The 21,692-nt window shown below is 67.4% G+C and carries 20 protein-coding genes and 2 pseudogenes; 15 read left to right on the top strand and 7 right to left on the bottom strand.

Annotated elements, in window-relative coordinates; genetic code table 11:
* Positions 1–1,026 (top strand): nitronate monooxygenase, encoded by a 1,026-nt coding sequence (locus tag ACEL92_RS17970; protein ID WP_374022055.1) that lies wholly within the window; start codon positions 1–3, stop codon positions 1,024–1,026.
* Here the strand turns inward: ACEL92_RS17970 and ald are convergent.
* Positions 1,023–2,138 carry an alanine dehydrogenase gene (gene ald, locus ACEL92_RS17965; RefSeq protein WP_374022054.1) on the bottom strand — a complete coding sequence of 372 codons (1,116 nt, stop codon included), beginning with the start codon at positions 2,136–2,138 and terminating at the stop codon, positions 1,023–1,025. The two genes, ACEL92_RS17970 and ald, sit on opposite strands and share 4 nt — an antisense overlap.
* A gap of 100 nt (positions 2,139–2,238) precedes the next feature.
* Between ald and ACEL92_RS17960 the strand changes: the two genes are divergently transcribed.
* Positions 2,239–2,700 carry an SRPBCC family protein gene (locus ACEL92_RS17960; RefSeq protein ID WP_374022053.1) on the top strand — a complete coding sequence of 154 codons (462 nt, stop codon included), beginning with the start codon at positions 2,239–2,241 and terminating at the stop codon, positions 2,698–2,700.
* Positions 2,701–2,709: 9 nt separating this feature from the next.
* A complete protein-coding gene (locus tag ACEL92_RS17955; RefSeq protein WP_374022052.1) occupies positions 2,710–4,170 on the top strand; it encodes a flavin-containing monooxygenase in 1,461 nt (486 codons plus the stop codon).
* On the opposite strand, the gene ACEL92_RS17950 is transcribed toward ACEL92_RS17955, so the two are convergent.
* On the bottom strand, positions 4,157–4,669 hold the full coding sequence (locus tag ACEL92_RS17950) for an N-acetyltransferase family protein (RefSeq protein ID WP_374022051.1): 513 nt from the start codon (positions 4,667–4,669) through the stop codon (positions 4,157–4,159). The genes ACEL92_RS17955 and ACEL92_RS17950 overlap by 14 nt on opposite strands.
* On the bottom strand, positions 4,666–5,241 hold the full coding sequence (locus tag ACEL92_RS17945; RefSeq protein ID WP_139273184.1) for a TetR/AcrR family transcriptional regulator: 576 nt from the start codon (positions 5,239–5,241) through the stop codon (positions 4,666–4,668). The genes ACEL92_RS17950 and ACEL92_RS17945 overlap by 4 nt, the downstream gene beginning before the upstream one ends.
* 172 nt (positions 5,242–5,413) lie before the next feature.
* Between ACEL92_RS17945 and ACEL92_RS17940 the strand changes: the two genes are divergently transcribed.
* Together ACEL92_RS17940 and ACEL92_RS17935 are read left to right on the top strand one after the other, a co-directional pair.
* The gene (locus ACEL92_RS17940) at positions 5,414–6,421 is read left to right on the top strand and encodes a Rieske 2Fe-2S domain-containing protein (RefSeq protein WP_374022050.1); all 1,008 of its coding nucleotides are present in this window, start codon (positions 5,414–5,416) and stop codon (positions 6,419–6,421) included.
* Positions 6,418–7,500, top strand: coding sequence for a dihydrodipicolinate reductase (locus ACEL92_RS17935; RefSeq protein ID WP_374022049.1), 1,083 nt, complete (start codon positions 6,418–6,420; stop codon positions 7,498–7,500). Before ACEL92_RS17940 ends, ACEL92_RS17935 begins: the two co-directional genes overlap by 4 nt.
* Before the next feature lie 7 nt (positions 7,501–7,507).
* On the opposite strand, the pseudogene ACEL92_RS17930 reads toward ACEL92_RS17935, so the two are convergent.
* Positions 7,508–7,780, bottom strand: a pseudogene (locus ACEL92_RS17930) (HNH endonuclease signature motif containing protein); the annotation flags it as partial.
* Positions 7,781–7,889: 109 nt separating this feature from the next.
* Between ACEL92_RS17930 and ACEL92_RS17925 the strand changes: the two are divergent.
* Positions 7,890–9,974: a P-loop NTPase fold protein gene (locus tag ACEL92_RS17925; protein ID WP_374022048.1), complete on the top strand. Its 2,085-nt coding sequence runs from the start codon at positions 7,890–7,892 to the stop codon at positions 9,972–9,974.
* 59 nt (positions 9,975–10,033) lie between these two features.
* Entirely contained in the window at positions 10,034–10,300 is a 267-nt protein-coding gene (locus ACEL92_RS17920; RefSeq protein WP_374026431.1) for a hypothetical protein, read from the top strand.
* A 19-nt stretch (positions 10,301–10,319) separates the two neighbouring features.
* Here the strand turns inward: ACEL92_RS17920 and ACEL92_RS17915 are convergent.
* A pseudogene (locus ACEL92_RS17915) lies at positions 10,320–10,481 on the bottom strand (transposase); the annotation flags it as partial.
* A 199-nt stretch (positions 10,482–10,680) separates the two neighbouring features.
* Between ACEL92_RS17915 and dapB the strand changes: the two are divergent.
* Genes dapB through ACEL92_RS17900 form a run of 3 tightly spaced genes read left to right on the top strand, consistent with a single transcriptional unit; the run spans position 10,681 to position 12,345 of the window.
* Entirely contained in the window at positions 10,681–11,418 is a 738-nt protein-coding gene (gene dapB / locus ACEL92_RS17910; protein WP_374022047.1) for a 4-hydroxy-tetrahydrodipicolinate reductase, read from the top strand.
* 7 nt (positions 11,419–11,425) lie between these two features.
* Positions 11,426–11,881, top strand: a complete 456-nt coding sequence (locus ACEL92_RS17905) for a hypothetical protein (RefSeq protein WP_374022046.1) — start codon at positions 11,426–11,428, stop codon at positions 11,879–11,881.
* Positions 11,878–12,345, top strand: coding sequence for a flavodoxin family protein (locus tag ACEL92_RS17900; protein ID WP_374022045.1), 468 nt, complete (start codon positions 11,878–11,880; stop codon positions 12,343–12,345). The genes ACEL92_RS17905 and ACEL92_RS17900 overlap by 4 nt, the downstream gene beginning before the upstream one ends.
* Positions 12,346–12,350: 5 nt before the next feature.
* Here the strand turns inward: ACEL92_RS17900 and ACEL92_RS17895 are convergent, their stop codons facing one another.
* Entirely contained in the window at positions 12,351–13,184 is an 834-nt protein-coding gene (locus tag ACEL92_RS17895) for an acyl-CoA thioesterase domain-containing protein (protein ID WP_374022044.1), read from the bottom strand.
* A gap of 39 nt (positions 13,185–13,223) precedes the next feature.
* Here ACEL92_RS17895 and ACEL92_RS17890 point away from each other — a divergent pair, with 39 nt between their 5' ends.
* Both ACEL92_RS17890 and ACEL92_RS17885 read left to right on the top strand, forming a co-directional pair.
* The gene (locus ACEL92_RS17890) at positions 13,224–14,759 is read left to right on the top strand and encodes a class I adenylate-forming enzyme family protein (RefSeq protein ID WP_374022043.1); all 1,536 of its coding nucleotides are present in this window, start codon (positions 13,224–13,226) and stop codon (positions 14,757–14,759) included.
* Positions 14,756–17,995, top strand: coding sequence for a carboxyl transferase domain-containing protein (locus tag ACEL92_RS17885; protein WP_374022042.1), 3,240 nt, complete (start codon positions 14,756–14,758; stop codon positions 17,993–17,995). The genes ACEL92_RS17890 and ACEL92_RS17885 overlap by 4 nt, the downstream gene beginning before the upstream one ends.
* Positions 17,996–18,004: 9 nt before the next feature.
* Here ACEL92_RS17885 and ACEL92_RS17880 read toward each other — a convergent pair whose 3' ends face one another.
* Entirely contained in the window at positions 18,005–18,352 is a 348-nt protein-coding gene (locus ACEL92_RS17880) for a PE-PGRS family protein (protein ID WP_374022041.1), read from the bottom strand.
* Between the two features lie 90 nt (positions 18,353–18,442).
* Here ACEL92_RS17880 and ACEL92_RS17875 point away from each other — a divergent pair, with 90 nt between their 5' ends.
* Genes ACEL92_RS17875 through ACEL92_RS17865 form a run of 3 tightly spaced genes read left to right on the top strand, consistent with a single transcriptional unit; the run spans position 18,443 to position 21,503 of the window.
* Complete coding sequence (locus ACEL92_RS17875; RefSeq protein WP_374022040.1) at positions 18,443–19,219, top strand: SDR family oxidoreductase; 777 nt, start codon at positions 18,443–18,445, stop codon at positions 19,217–19,219.
* Positions 19,220–19,221: 2 nt separating this feature from the next.
* A complete protein-coding gene (locus ACEL92_RS17870; protein ID WP_374022039.1) occupies positions 19,222–20,415 on the top strand; it encodes an acyl-CoA dehydrogenase family protein in 1,194 nt (397 codons plus the stop codon).
* A complete protein-coding gene (locus tag ACEL92_RS17865) occupies positions 20,412–21,503 on the top strand; it encodes an acyl-CoA dehydrogenase family protein (RefSeq protein WP_374022038.1) in 1,092 nt (363 codons plus the stop codon). Before ACEL92_RS17870 ends, ACEL92_RS17865 begins: the two co-directional genes overlap by 4 nt.
* Positions 21,504–21,692 lie beyond the last annotated feature (189 nt).

Here is a 21,692-nt window from a genome sequence, read left to right as displayed (position 1 = left end):
GTGGTACTGGGCTTTTGGGACATCATGGTGCCCATCGTTGGCGCGCCGATGGCCGGCGGACCGGGCACGCCCGAGCTGGCCGCGGCGGTGTCCAACGCGGGTGGGCTCGGCTTCGTCCCCGGCGGCCACCGCAGCGCGGAGCGGTTTGCCGAAGACATCGCCGCCGCCCGCGCTGCGACCACCGGCCCGCTGGGCGTCAACCTGTTCGTGCCCCAACCCAGCGTCGCGGACTGGATGGCATTGGACTACTACGCCGAAGAGCTCGAGGAGATCGCCGAGTACTACCAGGTCGAGGTCGGCCACCCGCACTACGGCGACGACGACGACTGGGAGCGCAAGCTCGAGGTGGTGGCCGACGTGCGACCCGAGCTGGTGTCCTTCACCTTCGGGGTGCCGCCGCCCGACGTCATCCGGCGGCTGGGCGCCCTGGGTCTGCTGGTGATGGTCACGGTGACGTCGCCGTACGAGGCCGGCGTGGCCGTCGCCGCCGGCGCGGACAGCCTGATCGTCCAAGGTCCGGACGCGGGCGGGCACCGGGGCACGTTTGCGCCCGACATGGAGCCCGGCAACGAATCGCTGCACCACCTGATCGACCGCATTCGCCACGCCCATGACGTCCCGATCATCGCGGCGGGCGGCCTGGGCAACGCCCGGGATGTTGCCGCCGTGCTGCACCGCGGCGCAGTGGCCGTACAGGTCGGCACCGCTTTGCTGCTCAGCGACGAGGCGGGCACCAGCGCCGCGCATCGCACCGCCCTGAAGAACCCAATTTTCGGCACCACCGTCGTCACTCGCGCCTTCTCGGGCCGCTACGCACGCGGCCTGGAGAACAACTTCACCCGCCTGCTCGACAACGTGGCTCCGCTGGGCTACCCGGAGGTGAACCAGATGACCTCTCCGATCCGCGAGGCGGCCGCCGCCATGGAGGACCCCAACGGCATACCGTTGTGGGCCGGAACGTCGTTCAAGGAGGCGCAACCCGGGCCGGCGGCCGACATCATCGCCAGCCTGGTCGAGGCCGACTAGGCCAGGAGGCTCGCCGGGTCGGTGAACGGAAGACCCAGGTCCGCCGCCACCCGCTCGGACAGCAGCGCGCCGTCGTGCGTCGAGAGTCCTTTGGCCAGAGCGGGATCCGACCGGCACGCCGCCTGCCAGCCGCGGTCGGCGAGGTGTAGCGCGTAGGGCATCGTCGCGTTGGTCAGCGCCACGGTCGACGTCTTGGGCACCGCGCTGGGCATGTTCGCCACGCAGTAGAACTGGGTGTCGTGCACGGCGAACGTCGGGTCATCGTGGGTGGTCGGCCGCGAATCGGCGAAGCAGCCACCTTGGTCGATCGAGATGTCGACCAGCACGGCGCCCGGCTTCATCTGCGCGACAAGCGAATTAGAGATCAGCTTGGGTGCCTTACCGCCGGGCAGCAGGACGGCCCCGATGAGCAGGTCCGCGCGCGTGACGGTGCCCTCGAGCTCGTAGGCCGACGAGTAGCGCGTGCGGACCTGTCCGCCGAACTCAGCGTCCAGGAGCCGGAGCTTGCCGATGTTGACGTCGAGCACCGTTACGCTTGCGCCCATGCCGTTGGCGACGCGGGCGGCGTTGTAGCCGGCGGTGCCGGCCCCGATCACCACCACGTCGGCGGGTTTGACACCCGGGACCCCGCCCATCAGCACCCCGCGGCCGCCGTGGGAACGCATCAGATGGTAGGCGCCGGCCTGCGCCGAGAGCCGGCCGGCGACCTCGCTCATCGGGGCCAGCAACGGCAGCGCGCCGTCGGCGGTTTGCACGGTCTCATAGGCGATCGACGTTGTGCCGGAGGACAATAGCGCTTCCGTGCAGGCGCGGGAGGCGGCCAGGTGCAGGTAGGTGAACAACACCTGCCCGGGGCGCAGCAGGCCGTACTCGGACGCGATCGGTTCCTTCACCTTGAGCAGCAGATCGGCTTCGGCCCACACCTGCTCGGCCGAGTCGGCCAACTGCGCGCCCGCCGCCTTGAATTCCTCGTCGGGAATGGACGATCCGTCCCCGGCGCCCGCCTGGACGAGCACGTCGTGGCCGCGGCGGGTCAGTTCGGCGACGCCTGCGGGCGTAATCGCCACCCGGAATTCGTTGGCCTTGGTCTCGGTCGGTACACCGACTCGCATGGTTACCCCTTGCTGTGGGAGGTTCGCCCTCAAGTGTGGAGAAAGTTCGGATGGGCCGCAATCGAGGTGAAGCGCCCCGCGCCGTGGCTATGATCGGCGCATGAGTGAGCGCTGCGTGACGGAAACCGTGCAGGTCGACGCACGCCCCGACGTGGTGTACCGGCTCATCACCGACCTGCCCACCCTGGCCTCGTTCGCCGAGGAGACGGTGGCGATGGAATGGCGCAAGGGGATTTCAGCGCGCCCCGGGGCGGTGTTCACCGGGCGCAACGCGAGCGCCAAACGGCGCTGGAGCACCACATGCACGGTCACCGACGCGGAACCGGGGCGGCTGTTCGCCTTCGACGTGCGGCACTTGGTGCTGCCGATCGCGCGCTGGCAATACGACATCGTGGCGGCCGACGGTGGCTGCCGGGTCACCGAAAGCACCTGGGACCGCAGACCCGGCTGGTTCCGCAAGATCGCCGGTAAGGCCACCGGTGTTCCGGATCGGGCGGCGGCCAACACCGAACACATCCGGCTCACCTTGCGGCGCCTCAAGCAGCGCGCTGAGTCCGAGTAGCCGGTCACCATGCGACGCGATCCCGCCGTAGCCGTCGTCGGAGCGGGCATGTCGGGGCTCTGCGTCGCAATCGCGTTGCTGCGCAGCGGCATAACCGATGTCACCATCTACGAAAAGGCCGACGAGGTCGGCGGTACCTGGCGCGAGAACACCTATCCCGGCCTGGTTTGTGACATTCCGTCCCGGGTGTACCAGTACACATTCGCCCACAACCCCAACTGGTCGCACCTGTTTTCGCCCGGCGGCGAGATCCAGGCCTACTTCCGCGACGTCGCCGACCGCTTCGGCCTGCGCGATCGCATCCGGTTCGGCGCCGAAATCTCTTATGCGCGTTTCGAGGAGGGTCGCTGGCGGCTGCGCACAGCCGCCGGCGCGGAGTCAACCGTCGACTTTCTGATCTGCGCCACCGGCGTACTTCACCATCCCCGCCTGCCGTCGATCCCCGGCCTCGGCGAGTTCGGCGGCCACGCCTTTCACTCGGCGCGCTGGGACCATTCCGTCGACGTTCGCGGCCGCCGGATCGCGATCGTGGGCAACGGATCGACTGGCGTGCAGCTGGTCTGCGGCCTGGCCGGTGTCGCCGGCCGCGTCATGCTCTTCCAGCGCACCGCGCAGTGGGTGCTTCGCCTGCCCAACCCCCGCTACAGCCGGCTCACCAACATCACCCACAACCGGTTCGGCTGGCTCGACCGGCTGGCGTACCGGTGCTACAGCTTCGGCTACGACACCTTCGCCGCCGGGCTCACCAAGCCCGGCCTGCGCCGAAAGATCATGGGGGCGTTGTGCCGCGCCAGCCTGCGCGAGGTCCGCGACCCCCAGCTGCGGCGGGCCCTGACCCCGAATTACACGCCGATGTGCAAACGGCTGGTGATGTCCAACGGCTTTTACCGCGCCGTTCAGCGCGACGATGTCGAACTGGTCACCGCCGGCATCGACCGCGTGGAGCGGCGCGGCATCGTGACCGACGACGGCGTACTGCACGAGGCGGACGTCATCGTGCTCGCCACCGGGTTCGACACGCACGCGTTCTTCCGGCCGATGCAAGTGGTCGGCCGCGACGGCGTCACCGCCGACGACGTGTGGCGCGACGGCCCGCGGGCCCACCGGACGGTGGCGCTGCCGGGTTTCCCCAACTTCTTCATGATGCTGGGGCCGCACAGCCCGGTCGGCAACCTTGCGCTGACCACCGTCGCCGAATCGCAGTCCGACCACATACTGCGGTGGATTCAGCGTTGGCGGCGTGGCGAATTCGACACGGTGGAGCCGACCTGGCCGGCTACCGAGAGGTTCAACGCCAAGCTGCGCGCCGCGATGCCGGATACGGTGTGGACCACCGGCTGCGACAGCTGGTATCTGAACAAGGACGGGGTGCCCGAGGTGTGGCCCTTCACGCCGGGCGAACATCGCGCCATGCTGGCCAGCACCGATCTCGGCGAGTACGACCTGCGCCGGCACGTCATCGCCGGCTGAGCCGATAGCCCAGGTGGGCAACCTTGACGCCGGGCAGCGGCTCCCAATCCAGGGTGCGTCCGTCGAGGTGGAAGCCGTTGCCCTCGTAGAACTTTCGCGCACGCGTGTTGCGCTCAGCGCACCACAAGACGACGTCCCCTGAGGGGTTTTCACGCAGCGCCGTGGCGAGCAGTTGCGCGCCGACACCGCGCCCTTGGGATTGCGCCGCGATGTAGAGCGAGTCGAGTTCCACCTGTTCCGGGTTCGCGGGATCGGGGCCGAAGATGGTCATACCGATTGTCGCCGAGCCGGATTCGGCGACCCACATGCTCCAGTGGCGGCGTTGCAGGATTCGCGGATAGGCGAGGATGGCCCAGCGGCGCGGCGATCCGAGGACGTCGAGCGTGGAGTCGGGCAGTATGCCGGCCCACGATTGCCGCCAGACCGGATAGTGCATCTCGGCGACCGGGGCGAAATCACCCGGTCCGGCTCGGCGGATCGTGACGCCGCCGGTGGTCACGGCCTGGACTGCTCCAGGTATGCCGCCAGCGCATTGGTCAGCCCGCGCCGCGCCATGTCCAGGTCGGCGTACGAGCCGAGCTGGCGCTCGGAGACCAGCCCGCGCATCGCGCCGGGGATCAGCGCCGCCACCTCGCGCACGCGGTCGGGGTCGACGTCCAGGCCGGCGAACGCGTTCTGGCAGGTTTCCAGCCAGCTCTTGCCCCAGGAGAACAGCTCGGCGGCGGTGCGCGGGAACAGGCGCTCGAGTTCGCCGGGGTCGCGGGGGAGGGCGGCCCGCAGGTTCTCGATCGCGCGCGAGTCCGCCGACGCCAGTCCGTTGTAGAGGGTGTCGATGATCGCGCCGACCCGCTCACGCAAGGGCGCGTCGGGTGAGATCGGCGTCGAGAGAGTCGAGAAGGTCGCGGCCCGCCGCTCGGCGGTGCGGTGCAAGACCGCTGCCCAAAACCCGTCGGTGTCGCCGAACTGATATTGCACGGCACCCCAGGTGGCGCCGATTTCCTTGGCGATCCGATTGGCCGAGACCGAGCCCGGGTCACCGGAGGCCAACGACGTCAGCGCGGCCTCGAGCATGCTCTCGCGCGTGGCGTTGCCACGGCGGTTGGGGCGCCGGGTCGCGGTTCCCGCCCCGCTCACGTGCCGAGTCATTCGCCGAGCCTATCGCGCAAGGCCCTGATTTTTTCATAGAGGGTACTTTGATTTTGTGACAGCCCGGCCTATCATTCGTTTCAAGGAGGGATCCCGCATGGCTAAGCCGCCGTTGTCGATGAAACCAACCGGCTGGTTCCAGGTCGCCTGGTCCGACGAGATCGGTGTCGGGGACGTGCACAAGATGAAGTACTTCGGCCAGGAGATGGTCGCATGGCGCGCAGAGTCCGGGCAGCTCACCGTCATGAACGCCTACTGCGAACACCTCGGCGCGCATCTGGGGTACGGCGGCAAGGTCGTCGGCGAAATCCTGCAGTGCCCTTTCCACGGGTGGCAGTGGAGCCAGGAGGGTCGCAACGTCTGCATCCCTTACCAGGATCGGCCCAACCGCGGCCGGCGCATCCGCACCTATCCCGTGGTGGAACGCAACTCGTCGGTCTACATCTGGCACGACGTTCAGCGCCGCGAGCCGTACTTCGACGCCCCCGACGTGTTCGGCGCGTTCCACGACGACAGCAGCGCCGACGACTACTACCCGCAGCAGCGGTTGTACCGGCCGGCCCTGGAGCTGCACCCCCAGTACGTGCTGGAAAACGGCGTCGACTTCGCGCATTTCAAGTTCGTGCACAACACGCCGATCGTGCCGGTGTTCACCCGCCACGACTTCGCCGGGCCGGTGTCTTTCGTCGACTTCACCATCACGTTCGAGGGTGACGACGGGCAGAAGATCGAGGACGTCAACAGCGGCGTCGAGGCCGTCAACGGCGGCCTGGGCATCGCGGTGACCAAGAGCTGGGGGATGGTCGACAACCGCACCATTTCCGCGGTCACCCCGGTCGACGAGTACACCTCCGATGTCCGGTTCATGGTCTACATCGGCCGCACTCCGGGCAGGGACCCGGAGCGCGCCGAGCGCAAGGCGGCCGATTTCGGCCGCGAGGTGATCCGGCAGTTCGAGCAGGACATCGAGATCTGGCAGCACCAGCGCTACTCCGATCCGCCGGCGCTGGCCACCGACGAGTACGAGGGCTTCACCGCAATCCGCAAGTGGGCCACGCAGTTTTATTCCGAGGCATTCGCATTACAGGAAGGCTCCAAGCAATGAGTAGCTCACGGATTCGCGTCTTTCAGGTGGGAAGCGGAAACGTCGGTTCGGAGATGATCAAGCGGATCGCCACCTATCCCGATCTCGAACTCGTTGGCGTGCATTGCTATTCGCCGGAGAAGATCGGCAAGGACACGGGTGAGTTCGCCGGCGTGGCGGCCAACGGGGTGAAGTTCACCGGTTCCGTCGACGAGATCATCGCCGCCAAGCCGGACGTGCTGACGTTCCACGGGGTGTTCCCTGACGAGGACCTGTACGTCAGGGTGCTCGAGGCGGGTATCGATATCGTTACCACCGCCGACTGGATCACCGGCTGGCACCGCGACAAGAATCACCCGCACCCGTCGGGCAAGCCGGTGAGCCAACTGCTGGCCGAGGCCTGCGAGAGGGGCGGCGCGACGTTCTACGGGACGGGAATGAACCCGGGCCTCAACCAGATACTCGGCGTGGTGTGCTCGGCCGACGTCGCCGACATCGAGAACGTCACCACGATCGAGTCCGTCGACGTGTCATGCCACCACTCCAAGGACACCTGGATCGAGGTGGGCTACGGCCAGCCGGTCGACGACCCGGAGATCCCCTCGAAACTGGAGAAGTACACGCGGGTTTTCGCCGACAGCGTGTTGATGATGGCCGACTGCTTCGGCCTGACCCTGGACGAGGTGAAATTCAGCTACGAGCTGGGCGCCTGCACCAAGGATGTGGACCTGGGCTGGTACACGCTGCCCAAGGGCTCGCTGGGCGGCAACTACATCAAGTACCAGGGCATGGTCGACGGGGTACCCCGGGTCGAAACACACCTGGAGTGGCAGATGACGCCCCACACCGACCCGAGCTGGAACATCAAGGGCTGCTACATCACTCAGATCAAGGGCGACCCGTGCATCTACAACAAGCACATGATCTTCCCCAAGCCCGGCGTGGACCTGTCGAACCCGGACAACTTCGCCTCCATCGGCATGACCGTAACCGGCATGCCCGCGCTGGCCGCTATCAAATCTGTCGTGGCGGCGCCACCGGGGCTCATCACCAGCGCCGACCTGCCGTTACGCGGGTTCGCCGGGCGGTTCAAGAGGTAGCGCGGGGTCAAGGGTCTTCGAAGCGTTCGGGGTGGTGGTAGTCGTTCGTGCGCTGCCCGCGGTCTTGGTCTGGTGGCGGTAGCCATTCGGTCCGGCCATCGGGCAGATTCCTTGTCCGCCAGCCCTTTTCGATCAACTTGTGGTGCGGAGTGCAGGCGAAGGTGAGCTTGTCGGCGTCGGTCATTCCGCCGGCGGCCCACTCATCGAGATGGTGCACCTCGCACCAGTAGCCGGGCGCGTCGCAGCCGGGATGCGTGCAGCCGCGGTCTTGCGCGTACATGCAACAGTTGTGCGCCCTAGCTTGAAAGGTTGCTGGGCAGGTACGAAGCCGAACCCGGCCAACCGATCAGCGCAGCCCCGATGTCCGTCAGTCCTCATATAGTGCTGCCATGACAACCGCCGCTGACAACGCCATTCGCACGAGCGCCGAAGATCTCCTCGATCGCACGGTGACCGCTGCGACACTTGTTCGCGCGATCCAGACCGCCGACAGCACAGAGGGTTACGTCCTCGCTGTGGTGGGGCCGTGGGGTTCAGGCAAGACATCGATACTAAATCTGATGCAGGAACAGTTGGAGCGGGAAGAAACAAGCACCGTCATAAAGTTCAACCCGTGGATGTTTTCGGGCACAGAACAGCTAGTTGACGCGTTCTTTCGCGAGCTTGGCGCCCAGCTCCGGGAAACCGGTGGCAAAAAGTTCGACAAGATCGCGACCGCGGTGGACAAGTACTCGTTCCTGTTTAGACCCCTCGGTCTCATCCCCGGAGCTGGCGGCTACATCGACCGTGCTGTCGATTTCGCAAAAGGCGTGAAAAAGTATGCTGATTCAAAAAAGCCAAGCATTAACTCGCAGCGCAGGCAACTTCAAGATCTTTTATCAGAATTAGATTCGCCCATCATAATGACCGTCGATGACATCGACCGACTTAGCGATGACGAAATACGCGCAATTTTTAAACTGGTCCGCCTGACGGGTAATTTCCCGAATCTTATCTATGTTCTGGCCTTCGACAGGCAGCGTGTAGAAATGGCGCTTACCGGATCAGGACTCGATGGCAAAGCGTATGTCGAGAAAATCGTGCAACACGGAATCCGCGTGCCTGAACTCTCGACACCGCAAATTGCGAATCTTCTTACTGACGCGCTGAATGACGCAATGAGGGAAATCGATAAGTTTCCTTATTTTGAACGCGATCGATGGATGGATATTCAGGCGGAGATCATCCTTCCGCTCGTACATACGATGCGCGATGTACGGCGATATGCCGTGGCCGCTTCAACGGCAGCGTTCGATTTTAACGCTGAGTTCAACTTAACCGATGTCCTCGCATTAGAAGCCATTCGAGTGTTCGCACCAAGTAAATTCGATGCCATCGCTAGGGCTCGCGAAGCTTTGACCGCTGCGAGCGATCTTATGGTGCCGGGAGCCGCCGACATCATTCGACAGTTGGTTAATGGCGAAGGTGATGAGAATGTAACTTCGGTAATGACCGCACTCGTAAACCGTGTATTTCCCTTGGCATCCCACCACTTGGGAGGACAGCAATATTCTGGCACGTTCGCTGGTCATTGGCTAAGCCAGTGGCTAATTGAACGCCGCCTCGCGCACGGTGATCTGCTTGGCGGATATCTAGAGTACAAACAGCCTGATATTATTACAGATCTTGCTAACGCTGATCTAGCCTTCGGTTACATCGAAGACGCTGAAGAGCTCGGCAATTTTCTTCGCTCGTTAACACCGGCTAGGTGCGCTTCAACGATTGATGCATTGCGGCACTACGAGAAACGCTTCGCAAAAGCCGCCGTACTACCGGCTTCAACGGTCCTGCTGAATCTAATGGGCGAATTGCCCAAAGACGAGAACATCGGATTATTCGGACTTCAGCCATCCGATATTGCTATAATCCGAGTAAAGGAATTGCTGAGAGTCATACACAGTCAAAACGATGCTTATGACATCGTCAGGGGAATAATGGCCAACGTCGGCCCGCTCTCTTCCCAGTTGGAGCTGATCAGAATTGCCGGGAATAGATTGGATTTTGGTGGTGAAGGTATTCTTACAGACGAACAGACAAAAGAACTCGAAACCGAATTTTCCATGGCTGTCGGCCAAGCCACATCCGAAGAATTTGCGACAGAGTGGGGCTTATTAAAACTGCTTAGCGTGCTAACCCTCTGGGGATACGATCTTCCACCTTGCGTTCTCGATTTCACGAGCCCTCTGCTTCATCGCAGGCTATTGGAACAAGCGCAGTCGGGGGTGCAGAGCGTAATGGTCGGCAATCGTGCCGTTTACATCGCAACTCGACTTCGATGGGATGACCTCAAGCGGGTGTATGGCACTGAAGAAGCCGTAGGCCGAGGTATAGATGCAGCGGCTACTACTCTGACTGGAGCCGCCGATGAGTTCGCCCCGATAGTGGAACTGGCGAAGAAGTACCTCGCTGGTGAAATGCCCGACGACGATAGATAGTCGAAGTGGCCCGCGATAGCTACGGGGAACCGTTCGCCCACCGTAGCGTCCGAGCAGCCATGGTTGATATTGAACGAGAAGCGATCCGCGCCGAAGGGCTGGATCCCGACGATCCTGCTGTGGTGGATGCCCTAAAGCTAGTACGGCTGGAGTTGGCACTTCATACGATGAGGCGATGGGGAAGGGACTTGATCGACAAAAGCCGCACCGCGCTGCCAGATCCGCAGTTGCACGGTGGCTTCGGCCAACGCCAGCTTGAGCTGTTCGTTTTCCATTTGCAGCCGCCGTTGCTCGGGCGTGCCTTGTTTTGCCAGCCGGGCCGCTAGGGACCTCTTGAAGCCTCTGGGCGCCAGCCTCGAGGAACTGATGCTTCCACTTGATGACCAGATCAGGAGACACACCGAGCCGTCGTGCCGCCTCCCGGCCGCTCATCTCCCCAGCCAACACCGACAACACCACCCGAAGCTTGTCCTCGGGTGCGATCTTCGTGCGCCGCGACCGGACCATGACATCACCCATCCTCTTCAACGGTGGCCGCACTGTCGACAACGCGACCCTGCCAAAAAGTTTGAGTCAGTAGACGGAACCTCAATCGAACCCATGTTCGAACACTATGCGAGTCGCGCCTAGGGGGGAATAGGGGAAAGCGCCCGTTGTGGATAAACACCCGACTGGGGATGAATCGGCCCGGTCTAGGGTGAAGCTCATGCGGGTAGGCGTCTTGGGAGCTAAGGGCAAGGTCGGTTCGGCGATGGTGGCGGGAGTGCGGGCCGCCGAGGATCTGACGCTGTCCGCGGAGGTCGACGCCGGCGATCCGCTGAGCATGTTCACCGACTCCGACACCGAGGTGGTCATCGACTTCACCCACCCCGACGTGGTGATGGGCAATCTAGAGTTTCTGATTGCCAACGGAATTCACGCCGTCGTCGGCACCACCGGGTTCACGGCCGAACGCCTGGAGCAGGTCGGGGCGTGGCTGGCCGGGAGCCCCGACACGAGCGTCCTCATCGCCCCCAACTTCGCGATCGGCGCGGTGCTGTCCATGCATTTCGCCAAGCAGGCGGCGCGGTTCTTCGATTCGGTGGAGGTGATCGAGCTGCACCACCCGCACAAGGCCGATGCCCCGTCGGGCACGGCGGCCCGCACCGCGAAGCTGATCGCCGAAGCGCGAAAAGGGCTGCCGCCCAGCCCCGATGCCACCAGCACCGGCCTACCCGGCGCCCGCGGTGCCGATGTCGACGGCATCCCGGTGCACTCGGTGCGGCTGGCGGGGCTGGTCGCCCACCAGGAGATCCTGTTCGGCACCGAGGGGGAGACGCTCACCATCCGCCACGACAGCCTTGACCGCACCTCGTTCGTACCGGGCGTGCTGTTGGCCGTCCGGCGCGTCAAGGAACACCCCGGCCTCACCGTGGGGCTCGAGCCGCTGCTCGACCTGCAGTGAGCCCGCGATGAACGCCGCCCTGCGCACCCAACTACTGATCGCGTTCCTGTGCGTCGCGATGCTGGCGTACTTCGTGCTGCTGGGGCGGATGGCCGTCGCGATGATCGCGTCGGGACGGGCCGCCGCGGTGGGGCTGGGCCTGGCCGTGTTGATCATGCCGCTGATCGGGCTGTGGGCCATGGTGGCGACCCTGCGGTTCGGGTTCGCACACCAGAAGCTGGCCAATCTGATTGCGGCCGAAGGCATGGAGCTCGACGCCAGCGCGCTGCCACGGCGCGCGTCGGGCCGCATCGAGCGCGACGCCGCCGACGCGCTGTTCGCGTCCGTCCGCACCGAAGTCGAAGACCACCCCGACGACTGGCGGCGCTGGTACCGGCTGGCCCGCGCCTACGACTACGCCGGGGACCGCCGCCGCGCGCGGGAGGCCATGAAGACGGCGCTCGAACTGCAGGGCCGCCCATGAACGAGACACCGCGCAAGACGCTGCTGATCGTTCACCACACGCCGTCCCCGCACTGCCACGAGATGTTCGAGGCCGTCGTCTCCGGCGCCACCGACCCCGAGATCGAGGGCGTCGAGGTCGTGCGGCGGCCGGCCCTGACCGTGTCGCCGGCCGAGATGCTGGCGGCCGACGGCTACGTGCTGGGCAGCCCCGCGAACCTGGGCTACATGAGCGGTGCGCTCAAGCACGCCTTCGACTGCGCCTACTACCAGCTGCTCGACTCGACGCGCGGGCGCCCGTTCGGCCTCTACCTGCACGGCAACGAGGGCACCGAGGGCGCCGAGCGTGGCGTCATGTCCATCACCACCGGGCTCGGCTGGACCAAAGCCGCAGAGACCGTGGTGGTTTCGGGCAAGCCGGACAAGGGCGACCTGCAGTCCTGCTGGGAACTCGGCGCGACGGTTGCCGCCCAGCTCATGGAATGAGCCGTCTAGGTGTACGTCGGCTTGAACGCCTCGGCCGGTTGAGCCAGGGCCAGCGCCGAGCTGGTGCCGATCGGCCCGTGCCGGTCGAACAGGGTGGCGGCGCCGGTGGCCACCCCGGCTGCGCCGTAATGGCTTTGCGCGGCCAGCCCCAGGAACTCACCGTCGGGCAAGCGGCTGGCGGTGACGGTGTAGTCGGCGTTGATGTAGCGCAATCCGCCTGTGCCCCAATGCGTCAGCGAACTCGTGATGTCACCGACGAAAGCCAGCCGGGTGAACGGGGTCAGGGGATAGCCCTGCACCATCGGGCGAAAGATCCTCGTCCACGCGAACTTCTGGGAGTGGGACTGTTCCCACTCGCCGGCCGCGATGCCCGGGCTGCCCGCGGCGGTGGCCCCGTAACCCCAGATGAGAAACGGCATGTCGGCCGGGAAGCCCCCGGAATCGGCCGGCGGCGGCGGCATGGCCGCCGGCGCCGACCACACCGTCCCGTCGGGATGCTCCCCCCGGCGCAGGAACAGCGCGCTGGCCCGCGCGACGGTGATGCCGTTCTGCAGCAGCGCGCCGTCGACGAGCTTGATCCGCCGACCTTCCCGCTGCACCGAGATGCGGATCCGCACCGGCTCGAGCAACGCCGGGCGCAGCAGGTCGACCGTGAGGCGGGCGGGCTGAAAATCGGGCTCGATGCCGGATTGTTCTATGCCCCAACCCAACAGGCCACCGACGTTCTGGCCACCCATCGCGGCGCCCCACGGTCCCCGGGTCAGCGGGCCCGGCACGTAGGCGTCGCCGTCGACAGTGAAGAACGCCTCGGGCATGATGGCGGAATCGTCGACCGTCACGGCCATCACGATAGGACACGCCGATAGTAAGGACCGGGCATGCCTCCTGTGATCGAAATTCCGCGCGACCACAACCCGTTTCCGACGACAGGCGTGACCCGCGACGCCGATGGCGTCCCACACTACGACGATCTGCCCGCGACGCTGCTGGACATGCTCGCCGAACAGGTCGGGCGGCGCCCGGACAGTGAGGCGGTGGTCGAGGTCGGCGCAGGCCGACTGACCTACCGCGAGCTCTGGGACCGTGCCGCGCGCGTCGCCGGTGGACTGCGCGCGGGCGGCCTGCGGCCCGGTGATCGCGTCGCGGTGCGTTATCCCGCCGGCATCGACTGGGTGCTGGCGTTCTGGGGCATCGTGATGGCCGGTGGCGTTGCGGTGGCGGTCAATACGCGCTCGGCGCAACCGGAAGTCGAGTTCGTCCTCGCCGACTCCGGGGCGACACTGGACCTGGCGCCCGACACCCCGCTGCCCGACGGCGGGCCGTATGTGACGGAGCGATTGGGCCGCAGCGACGTGGCCGCGTTGTTCTACACGTCGGGCACCACCGGACATCCCAAGGGGGTGCCGACCACCCACGAGGCCTTCGTGACCAACACCGAGAACGCGATTCGCTGTCTCGACCAGCCGCGCGACCTGGGCGATGCGATGCGCACGCTCATCTCCGTGCCGCTCTTCCACGTGACCGGTTGCAACTCGCAGCTGCTGGCCGCCACCCGCCTGGGCGGCGCGTCGGTGATCATGGCTGCCCTCGACCTCGACGGGTTGATCGCCACCCTGACCGCCGAGCGCATCTCCGTCATGGTCACCGTCCCGGCCGTCTACGCACTGATGTTGCGGCACCCCGGCTTTCCCGACGCCGACGTCTCCGGCGTGCGCTGGGTGGGTTACGGCGGCGCCCCGATCGCGCCGTCGCTGGTGCGTTCGGTCAAGGAAGCCTTTCCGCAAGCCACGGTCTTCAACGGCTACGGCATGACCGAGTCGGCCTCGCTGATGACCGTGCTGCCCAGCCGCGACGCCGTCGAGCACGCCGACTCGGTCGGCTACGCGGTCCCCTCCGTCGACCTCGGCCTGGTTGCCTTCGGCGGTGACGAGCAAGGCGTCGGCGAGCTGGTGGTGCGTGGCGCGAACATCACCGCCGGCTATTGGAAGCGGCCCGAGGCAACCGCGGCGACCGTCGTCGACGGCTGGCTGCACACCGGCGACGTCGTGCGGGTCGACGAGGCGGGCCGGGTGCACATCGTCGACCGGCTCAAGGACATCATCAACCGCGGCGGTGAGAACGTCTCCAGCGTCGAGGTGGAAGCCGTGTTGCTGGCCGCGCCCCACGTCGCGGACGCGTGCGTGCTGGCGGTTCCCGACGACGTCATGGGCGAGAAGGTGGGGGCGGTGCTGTTCGGCGGATCGGACGAGATCGACGTGCCGGCGGTGCTCGACCACTGCCGCGAGCAGCTCGCCGACTTCAAGGTGCCCCAGTACGTCGCGGTGGTCGACAGCGCGCTGCCGCGCAACGCCGGCGGCAAGCTGCTCAAGGGCAAACTCCGCGAGCAGGTCCGGTGGGGGGAGCCGCTGCGATGAGCGCGACGGTGCTGGTCGCCAACCGCGGTGAGATCGCGCTCCGAATCGTCCGCAGCGCAGTCGAATTGGGCCTACGAACGGTCGCGGTTTATGCCGAGGACGATGCCGAGACCCCGCACGTGCACGCGGCCGACGAAGCAATCGGCCTGCCGGGCGCCGGGCCCCGGGCCTACCTGGACCAGGCCGCCGTGCTGGCCGCGGCGAAAAACTCGGGCGCCGAGTTGATCCACCCCGGCTACGGATTCCTCAGCGAGAACGCCGAATTCGCCCGGGCATGCGCCGGCGCCGGGCACACCTTCGTCGGACCGGACGCCGACGTGCTCGAACTGGTGGGCAACAAGTCGGCCGCCCGCGGCGCAGCCGTCGCCGCCGGGGCACCGGTGCTGCCGGCGACCGACGGGCCGAGCACCGTCGCGGACATCGAGGCGTTCTTCGCGGCCCAGGGCGGCGCCATCATGATCAAGGCGCTGGCCGGCGGGGGCGGCCGGGGCATGCGCACGGTGCGCAGCGCCGACGAGATCGCCGGGGCGTACCAACAGTGTGCCGCGGAGGCGCAGTTGGGCTTCGGGGATCCGGCGCTGTTCGCCGAGGCGCGCCTCGACGGCGCGCGGCACATCGAGGTGCAGGTGGTCGCCGCTCCGGCGGGGCACCAAACGCGCGCGCTCGCGCTCGGCGACCGCGACTGCAGCATCCAGCGGCGTTACCAGAAACTGGTCGAAATCGCGCCCGCCCAAGGGCTTTCCGACGCGCTGCGGCACGACCTGCACCGGGCGGCGGTCCGGTTGTGCGCGCGGGTCGGGCTGCGCGGGCTGGCCACGGTCGAATTCCTGGTGGCCGGTGAGGAGTTCGTGTTCCTCGAGATCAACCCGAGAATTCAGGTCGAGCACACCGTCACCGAGGAAACGACCGGGTTCGATTTGGTCGCCGTCCAGCTGGCGATCGCCGGGGGCGCCTCCTTCTACCAGCTCGGGCTACCCGCCGGGATCGCCTCCGACGGCAATGAAGTCATGGGCGAGCCCGCCGCGCACCGCGGCATCGCGATTCAGGCCAGGGTGAACATGGAGACCTTAGCCCCGGACTTGTCGGTCGTGCCCGCTGTCGGCACCATCAGCGTGTTCACGCCACCGAGCGGGCCGGGGATCCGCGTGGACACCTACGGCCGGGCCGGATCGGTCGTCAACCCGCACTACGATTCGTTGCTGGCGAAGGTCGTCGCCCATGTGCACGGGTCGTCGCCGCAGGCGGCGCTGCGCAAGGCCCGCACCGCCCTGGCGGAGTTCGGCATCGAGGGCGTCCGCACCAACATCGACTTGCTGCGCGAGCTGCTGGCCCATCCGCAGGTCCAATCCGGTTGGGTGGACACGGGTTTCCTCGACAAGACGCTGCCCGAACTCGCCGCGGCCGCGGCGTCGCACCGGCACGAGGTCCCCGCCGCGCCGGTCGAACTCTATCCCGGTGAGGACGTGTTGCGCGCCCAGTTGGCGGGCACCGTCATCGAGGCGGTGCCCGAGGGCGCCGAGTTCGGCGCGGGCAGCCAGCTCGTCGTCCTCGAATCGATGAAGATGCAGCACGTGCTCACCGCACCCGACGCGCTGCGAACCGTCCGGGTCCTGGTGTCGCCCGGGCAGGTGGTCGGAACCGGCGACCCGTTGCTGGTCTTCACCCGCACCGGCGACGGCGCCGGCGGTGACTCGGCGTCCGAGGAAACCGACCTCGACCGGCCGCGCGCCGACCTCGACGAGGTGCGCCGACGGCATCTGCTCACCCTCGACGAGGGCCGCGAGGCCGCGGTTGCCAAGTGGCACAAGCGAGGTCGCCGTACGGCGCGGGAGAACATCGCCGACCTGATCGATCCCGGCAGCTTCGTCGAGTACGGCGCGCTGGCCATTGCCGCGCAGCGCAGTCGGCGCTCCGAAGACGACCTCATCGCCAACACGCCGGCCGACGGCCTGGTCGCCGGGCTGGCCACGATCGGCGCGGACCGGTTCGGCCGTGCGGCGGCCGAGGCCGTCGTCGTGTCCTACGACTACACCGTGCTGGCCGGCACGCAAGGGATGCGCAACCACGCCAAGACCGACCGCGCGTTCGACCTGGCCGCCCGAAAGCGGTTGCCGGTGGTGCTGTTCGCCGAGGGCGGCGGCGGGCGGCCGGGGGACACCGACGTCGGCGGCGCCGCCGGCCTGGACGTGCCGACCTTTCGGATGCTGGCCGGGCTGAGCGGTCGGGTGCCGCTGATCTCGATCGTGTCCGGCCGGTGTTTCGCAGGCAACGCCGCGCTGGCCGGGGTATGCGACGTGATCATCGCGACCCCGGACGCCAATATCGGGATGGGCGGGCCCGCCATGATCGAGGGCGGCGGGCTGGGCGTGTACCCGCCGGAGGCGATCGGCCCCATCGGGGTCCAGCGTCGCAACGGAGTGGTCAGCCTGGTCGCCCGCGACGAGGCGCATGCGGTGTCGCTGGCCAAACAATATCTGTCGTATTTTCAGGGCAGCCTAAACGATTGGGCGGCGCCGGACCCGCGGCTGGCGCGGCATGTGGTGCCGCAGAACCGGTTACGCGCCTACGACGTACACCGGGCGATCGAGGCGGTCGTCGATACCGGGTCCGTGCTGGAACTCAGGCCGGACTACGGCGTCGGCATCGTCACCGCGCTGGTCCGCGTCGAGGGGGCGGCCTACGGGCTGATCGCGAACAGCACGCACCACCTCGGCGGCGCCATCGATTCCGAGGCGGCCGACAAGGCCGGTGACTTCCTTGCCCTGTGCGAGTCGTTTCGGCTGCCGGTGGTTTCGCTGTGCGACACGCCGGGTTTCATGGTCGGTCCCGACGCCGAGAAGGACGCGGCGGTCCGCCGGTTCGGGCGGATGTTCGTCCTGGGCGCGCGGCTGACCGTGCCGGTCGGAATGATCATCCTGCGCAAGGGATACGGGTTGGGCGCGATGGCGATGGCCGGGGGATCATTCCGGGCGCCGCACTTCACCGTCGCCTGGCCGACCGGCGAGATCGGCGGGATGGGCCTCGAGGGCGCCGTGCGCCTCGGGTTCAGCAAAGAGCTGGCCGCCGAGGCCGACCCCGCCAAGCGGCAAGAACTGTTCGACAAGCTGGTGGCCGCGGCCTACCAGCACGGCAAGGCGCTGCGCGCGGCCACCACATTCGAACTCGACGACGTCATCGACCCCGCGGACTCCCGGGCCTGGATTGCCCGGCTTCGGGACCCACGGACATCGAAGTGATCGAACCGGTCAGGCGTGGCCGGAACCACAGCCGACGCCGGGCAGGCAGCCCTGTCCGCCCGGGATCCCGCCGGGACCCGCGTTCTGGCCGCCCGAGCCGCAGCCGACGCCCGGGACGCAGCCCTGGCCGCCGGGACCGCCGCCGGGGCCCTGGTTCTGTCCGCCGGAGCCGCAGTTGCCGTTTCCGTCGCAACCGCCGCCGCCGGGGTCATCCTTGATGACCACGTGCGAGGGCGCCGCGGACGGGGCGGATGCCGAAGCGAGGGAATCTGTCATGGCGATCGGGGCAACGGCGATCGCGGCGGCCGCGGCCCCGCCCACCACCAGCCCTTTCGCAAGGGTTAATTTCGAAAACATGCGGATCGCATACCACCGACCGACACGTGTAAAACATCCATGTAGCGAACGGGAAACCGTTGGCTTTCGCGCGACGGAAGGCGCACCACGATGACCTCACAGGACCTGACCGCCCGAACCGCGATCGTCACCGGTGCCTCGCGCGGGATCGGGCTCGCGATCGCCCAGCAGCTCGCCACCGCCGGAGCCAACGTGGTGCTCACCGCCCGCAAGCAGGAGGCCGCCGACGAGGCGGCCGCACAGGTGGACGGCAACGCCCTGGGTGTCGGCGCGCATGCCGTCGACGAGGACGCCGCCCGGCGCTGCGTGGACCTCACCTGCGAGCGGTTCGGCGGCGTGGACATCCTGATCAACAACGCCGGCACCAACCCCGCGTTCGGGCCGCTGATCGACCAGGACCACGCCCGCTTCACCAAGATCTTCGACGTCAACCTCTGGGCGCCGCTGCTGTGGACCTCGCTCGTCGTCAAAGCCTGGATGGGCGAACACGGCGGCGCGATCGTCAACACCGCCTCCATCGGCGGCCTGCACCAATCGCCTGCCATGGGCATGTACAACGCCACCAAGGCCGCGCTCATCCACGTCACCAAGCAACTGGCGCTGGAACTTTCACCCCGAATCCGGGTGAATGCCATCGCCCCCGGGGTGGTGCGCACCCGGCTCGCCGAGGCGTTGTGGAAGGACCACGAGGATCCGCTGGCATCCTCGATAGCGCTCGGACGCATCGGCGAGCCCGTCGACGTCGCCGGCGCGGTGGCCTTCCTGGTTTCCGACGCCGCGAGCTGGATCACCGGCGAGACCATGGTGATCGACGGCGGACTGCTGCTCGGCGCCGCACAAGGCTTTCAAACGCGGCCGCAGGGCTAGCCATGACCACCGACGATGTGGCGGTGGGCCTGAAGGCGCGGGTGCAGACGCTGCTTGACGAGCACGACCCGGCCACCACCGATCCCCGGGAATTCCTTGGCGCGCAATATGACGCGGGCCTGGCGTGGGTGCACCTGCCGCAGGGCTTCGGCGGGCTGGGCCTGCCGCGCAAGGCCCAGGAGCTCGTCGACGCTGAGCTCGCCGCCGCGGGTGCTCCGGTGGGCGGCACCGTCAAGAACTACATCGGCATGGGCATGGCCGCGCCGACGATCGCGGCGTTCGGGACCGACGAGCAGAAGCGGAAGTTCCTGCGCCCGTTGTTCACCGGCGAACAGATCTACTGCCAGTTATTCAGCGAGCCCGGTGCCGGTTCGGACCTGGCCGGTGTGTCCACGCGGGCGGTCCGCGACGGGGACGACTGGATTGTCAACGGGCAGAAGGTGTGGACGTCGCAGGCACAGCACGCGACCATGGCCATCCTGGTCGCGCGCACCGATCCGGCGGTGCCCAAGCACGCCGGCCTGACGTATTTCCTGTGCGACATGACGCAATCCGGCGTGGAAGTCCGCCCGCTGCGCCAGATCACCGGCGAGGCGGAATTCAACGAGGTGTTCCTCACCGACGTCCGGGTGCCCGACGCCAATCGGCTCGGCCCGGAGGGCGGCGGCTGGCGCGTCGCGACCACCACCCTCAACAACGAGCGCGTCGCCATCGGTACCCGCGCCGGAACGCCGCGGGAGGGCGGCCACATCGGCAAGGTCACCAAGGCCTGGCGAAACGAGCCGGCGCTGCGCGATCCCGCCATGCACGACGAGCTGATGCGGTTGTGGGTCGAGGCGGAGGTGCTGAGGCTCGCGGGTGAGCGGCTGCGCCAGCAGGCGAGCGCGGGTCAGCCGGGACCGGAGGGGGCGGGCATGAAGGTGGCCTTCGCCCGCCTGGCCCAGGCGATCTCGGGGTTCGAGATCGAACTACACGGTGAAGCCGGGCTGCGCTACGACGACTGGACCATGCGCCGACCGGAAACGGTCGACCTGGTCGGTCGCGGGCCGGGATACCGCTACCTGCGGGCCCGCGGCAACTCCATCGAGGGCGGCACGTCAGAGGTGTTGCGCAACACCATCTCCGAGCGCATCCTCGGCCTGCCGGGCGAGCATCGGGTGGATAAGGACAGGCCGTGGAAGGACCTGGATCGATGACTGACCTGCTGTACTCCGACACCGAGGAGGCCTTGCGGGACAGTGTCCGTAACCTCTTCGCCGACCGCTGCCCACCCGAAGCCTTGGCGCGCGCCTACGAGCCTGAGCCGCAAGACTTTTCCGCCCTTTGGCGGACGCTGGCCATCGAGCTCGGGGTGGCGGGGCTGCTGGTGCCCGAATCGCTCGGCGGGGCCGGCGCGTCTGCCCGCGAGGCCGCGGTCGTCATGGAGGAGATCGGTCGCGCCGTCGCGCCGGTGCCGTTCTTGTCCAGCGCGGTGCTGGCCACCGTCGCCCTGCTGCGCGCCGGCGACACCGCGACCGTCTCCGCGCTGGCGCAGGGTGAGCTGACCGCCGCGCTGGCGGTGCCGGCGGCCACCGCACCGAACGATCCGATCGGACTGGTCGCCAGCGGCGCCGACGGGCTGAGCGGAGCTGTCACGAGCGTGCCCGGCGCCACCGAGGCCGACGTGCTGGTGGTCCCGGCCGCCGGACCGGACGGGCCGGAGCTGCACACCGTCGCGCGTACGGCGGCGGGGGTGGAGGTGTCGCCGGTGCTGGCGTTGGACATGACGAGACCCCTTGCCACCGTGACCTTTTCGGGGGCGGACTCGTCCCGCATTGGGCCGGCGGAGGGGCCGGTCGCCGAGGCCCTGCGGACGGGGGCGGCGCTGCTGGCGTCCGAGCAACTCGGAATCGCCCAGTGGTGTTTCGAGACCACGCTGGCCTATGTCAAGCAGCGCAAGCAGTTCGGCCGCGCGATCGGCTCCTACCAGGTGATCAAGCACCGGCTGGCCGATCTGTGGTTCGAGGTCGGCGCGGCGACGGCGGCGGCCCGCTACGCCGCCGACACCTGCGCCCGCGCCGACGAGGACGCGGCCATCGCGGCCGCATTGGCTCAGGCGTATTGCAGCGGCGTCGCGGTGCATGCGGCCGAGGAATGCGTCCAGCTGCACGGCGGCATCGGCATGACGTGGGAGTATCCCGCGCACCTGTACCTCAAGCGGGCCAAGAGCGATCAGTTGATCTTCGGCACCGCCTACCGTCACCGCGCCCGACTGGCGGAGTTGGTGGACCTGCCGCCGACCTAATTGGGCTCGGATTGATTTTTTCCCCGCGGGCCGTCGGGGGACAGCGGAGTTCGTTATCTTGCAGCCGTATTCGCGGCGGTACGGGCTTCTGCTGGAACGGTCGGCGCACACGGCGGACCGCCGTTTCGTGAGACGGTGTCGGTCCGCGGTGGCCGACGGCGTGGCCGGCCGCGCCGTGCGGAGGTGAAA

The sequence above is a fragment of the Mycobacterium hainanense genome, assembly GCF_041890355.1.
Classification (GTDB): domain Bacteria; phylum Actinomycetota; class Actinomycetes; order Mycobacteriales; family Mycobacteriaceae; genus Mycobacterium; species Mycobacterium hainanense.
Note: the sequence above shows the minus strand (reverse complement) of the source record. Positions and strands in the feature narration are given on the sequence as shown.

Excerpts from the sequence above, each read along its gene's own strand:
- ald (WP_374022054.1), bottom strand. The coding sequence starts at position 2,138 with ATGCGAGTCGGTGTACCGACCGAGACCAAGGCCAACGAATTCCGGGTG.
- ACEL92_RS17960 (WP_374022053.1), top strand. The coding sequence starts at position 2,239 with ATGAGTGAGCGCTGCGTGACGGAAACCGTGCAGGTCGACGCACGCCCC.
- ACEL92_RS17955 (WP_374022052.1), top strand. The coding sequence starts at position 2,710 with ATGCGACGCGATCCCGCCGTAGCCGTCGTCGGAGCGGGCATGTCGGGG.
- ACEL92_RS17945 (WP_139273184.1), bottom strand. The coding sequence starts at position 5,241 with ATGCTCGAGGCCGCGCTGACGTCGTTGGCCTCCGGTGACCCGGGCTCG.
- ACEL92_RS17940 (WP_374022050.1), top strand. The coding sequence starts at position 5,414 with ATGGCTAAGCCGCCGTTGTCGATGAAACCAACCGGCTGGTTCCAGGTC.
- ACEL92_RS17935 (WP_374022049.1), top strand. The coding sequence starts at position 6,418 with ATGAGTAGCTCACGGATTCGCGTCTTTCAGGTGGGAAGCGGAAACGTC.
- ACEL92_RS17925 (WP_374022048.1), top strand. The coding sequence starts at position 7,890 with ATGACAACCGCCGCTGACAACGCCATTCGCACGAGCGCCGAAGATCTC.
- ACEL92_RS17920 (WP_374026431.1), top strand. The coding sequence starts at position 10,034 with ATGGTTGATATTGAACGAGAAGCGATCCGCGCCGAAGGGCTGGATCCC.
- dapB (WP_374022047.1), top strand. The coding sequence starts at position 10,681 with ATGCGGGTAGGCGTCTTGGGAGCTAAGGGCAAGGTCGGTTCGGCGATG.
- ACEL92_RS17905 (WP_374022046.1), top strand. The coding sequence starts at position 11,426 with ATGAACGCCGCCCTGCGCACCCAACTACTGATCGCGTTCCTGTGCGTC.
- ACEL92_RS17900 (WP_374022045.1), top strand. The coding sequence starts at position 11,878 with ATGAACGAGACACCGCGCAAGACGCTGCTGATCGTTCACCACACGCCG.
- ACEL92_RS17890 (WP_374022043.1), top strand. The coding sequence starts at position 13,224 with ATGCCTCCTGTGATCGAAATTCCGCGCGACCACAACCCGTTTCCGACG.
- ACEL92_RS17885 (WP_374022042.1), top strand. The coding sequence starts at position 14,756 with ATGAGCGCGACGGTGCTGGTCGCCAACCGCGGTGAGATCGCGCTCCGA.
- ACEL92_RS17880 (WP_374022041.1), bottom strand. The coding sequence starts at position 18,352 with ATGTTTTCGAAATTAACCCTTGCGAAAGGGCTGGTGGTGGGCGGGGCC.
- ACEL92_RS17875 (WP_374022040.1), top strand. The coding sequence starts at position 18,443 with ATGACCTCACAGGACCTGACCGCCCGAACCGCGATCGTCACCGGTGCC.
- ACEL92_RS17870 (WP_374022039.1), top strand. The coding sequence starts at position 19,222 with ATGACCACCGACGATGTGGCGGTGGGCCTGAAGGCGCGGGTGCAGACG.
- ACEL92_RS17865 (WP_374022038.1), top strand. The coding sequence starts at position 20,412 with ATGACTGACCTGCTGTACTCCGACACCGAGGAGGCCTTGCGGGACAGT.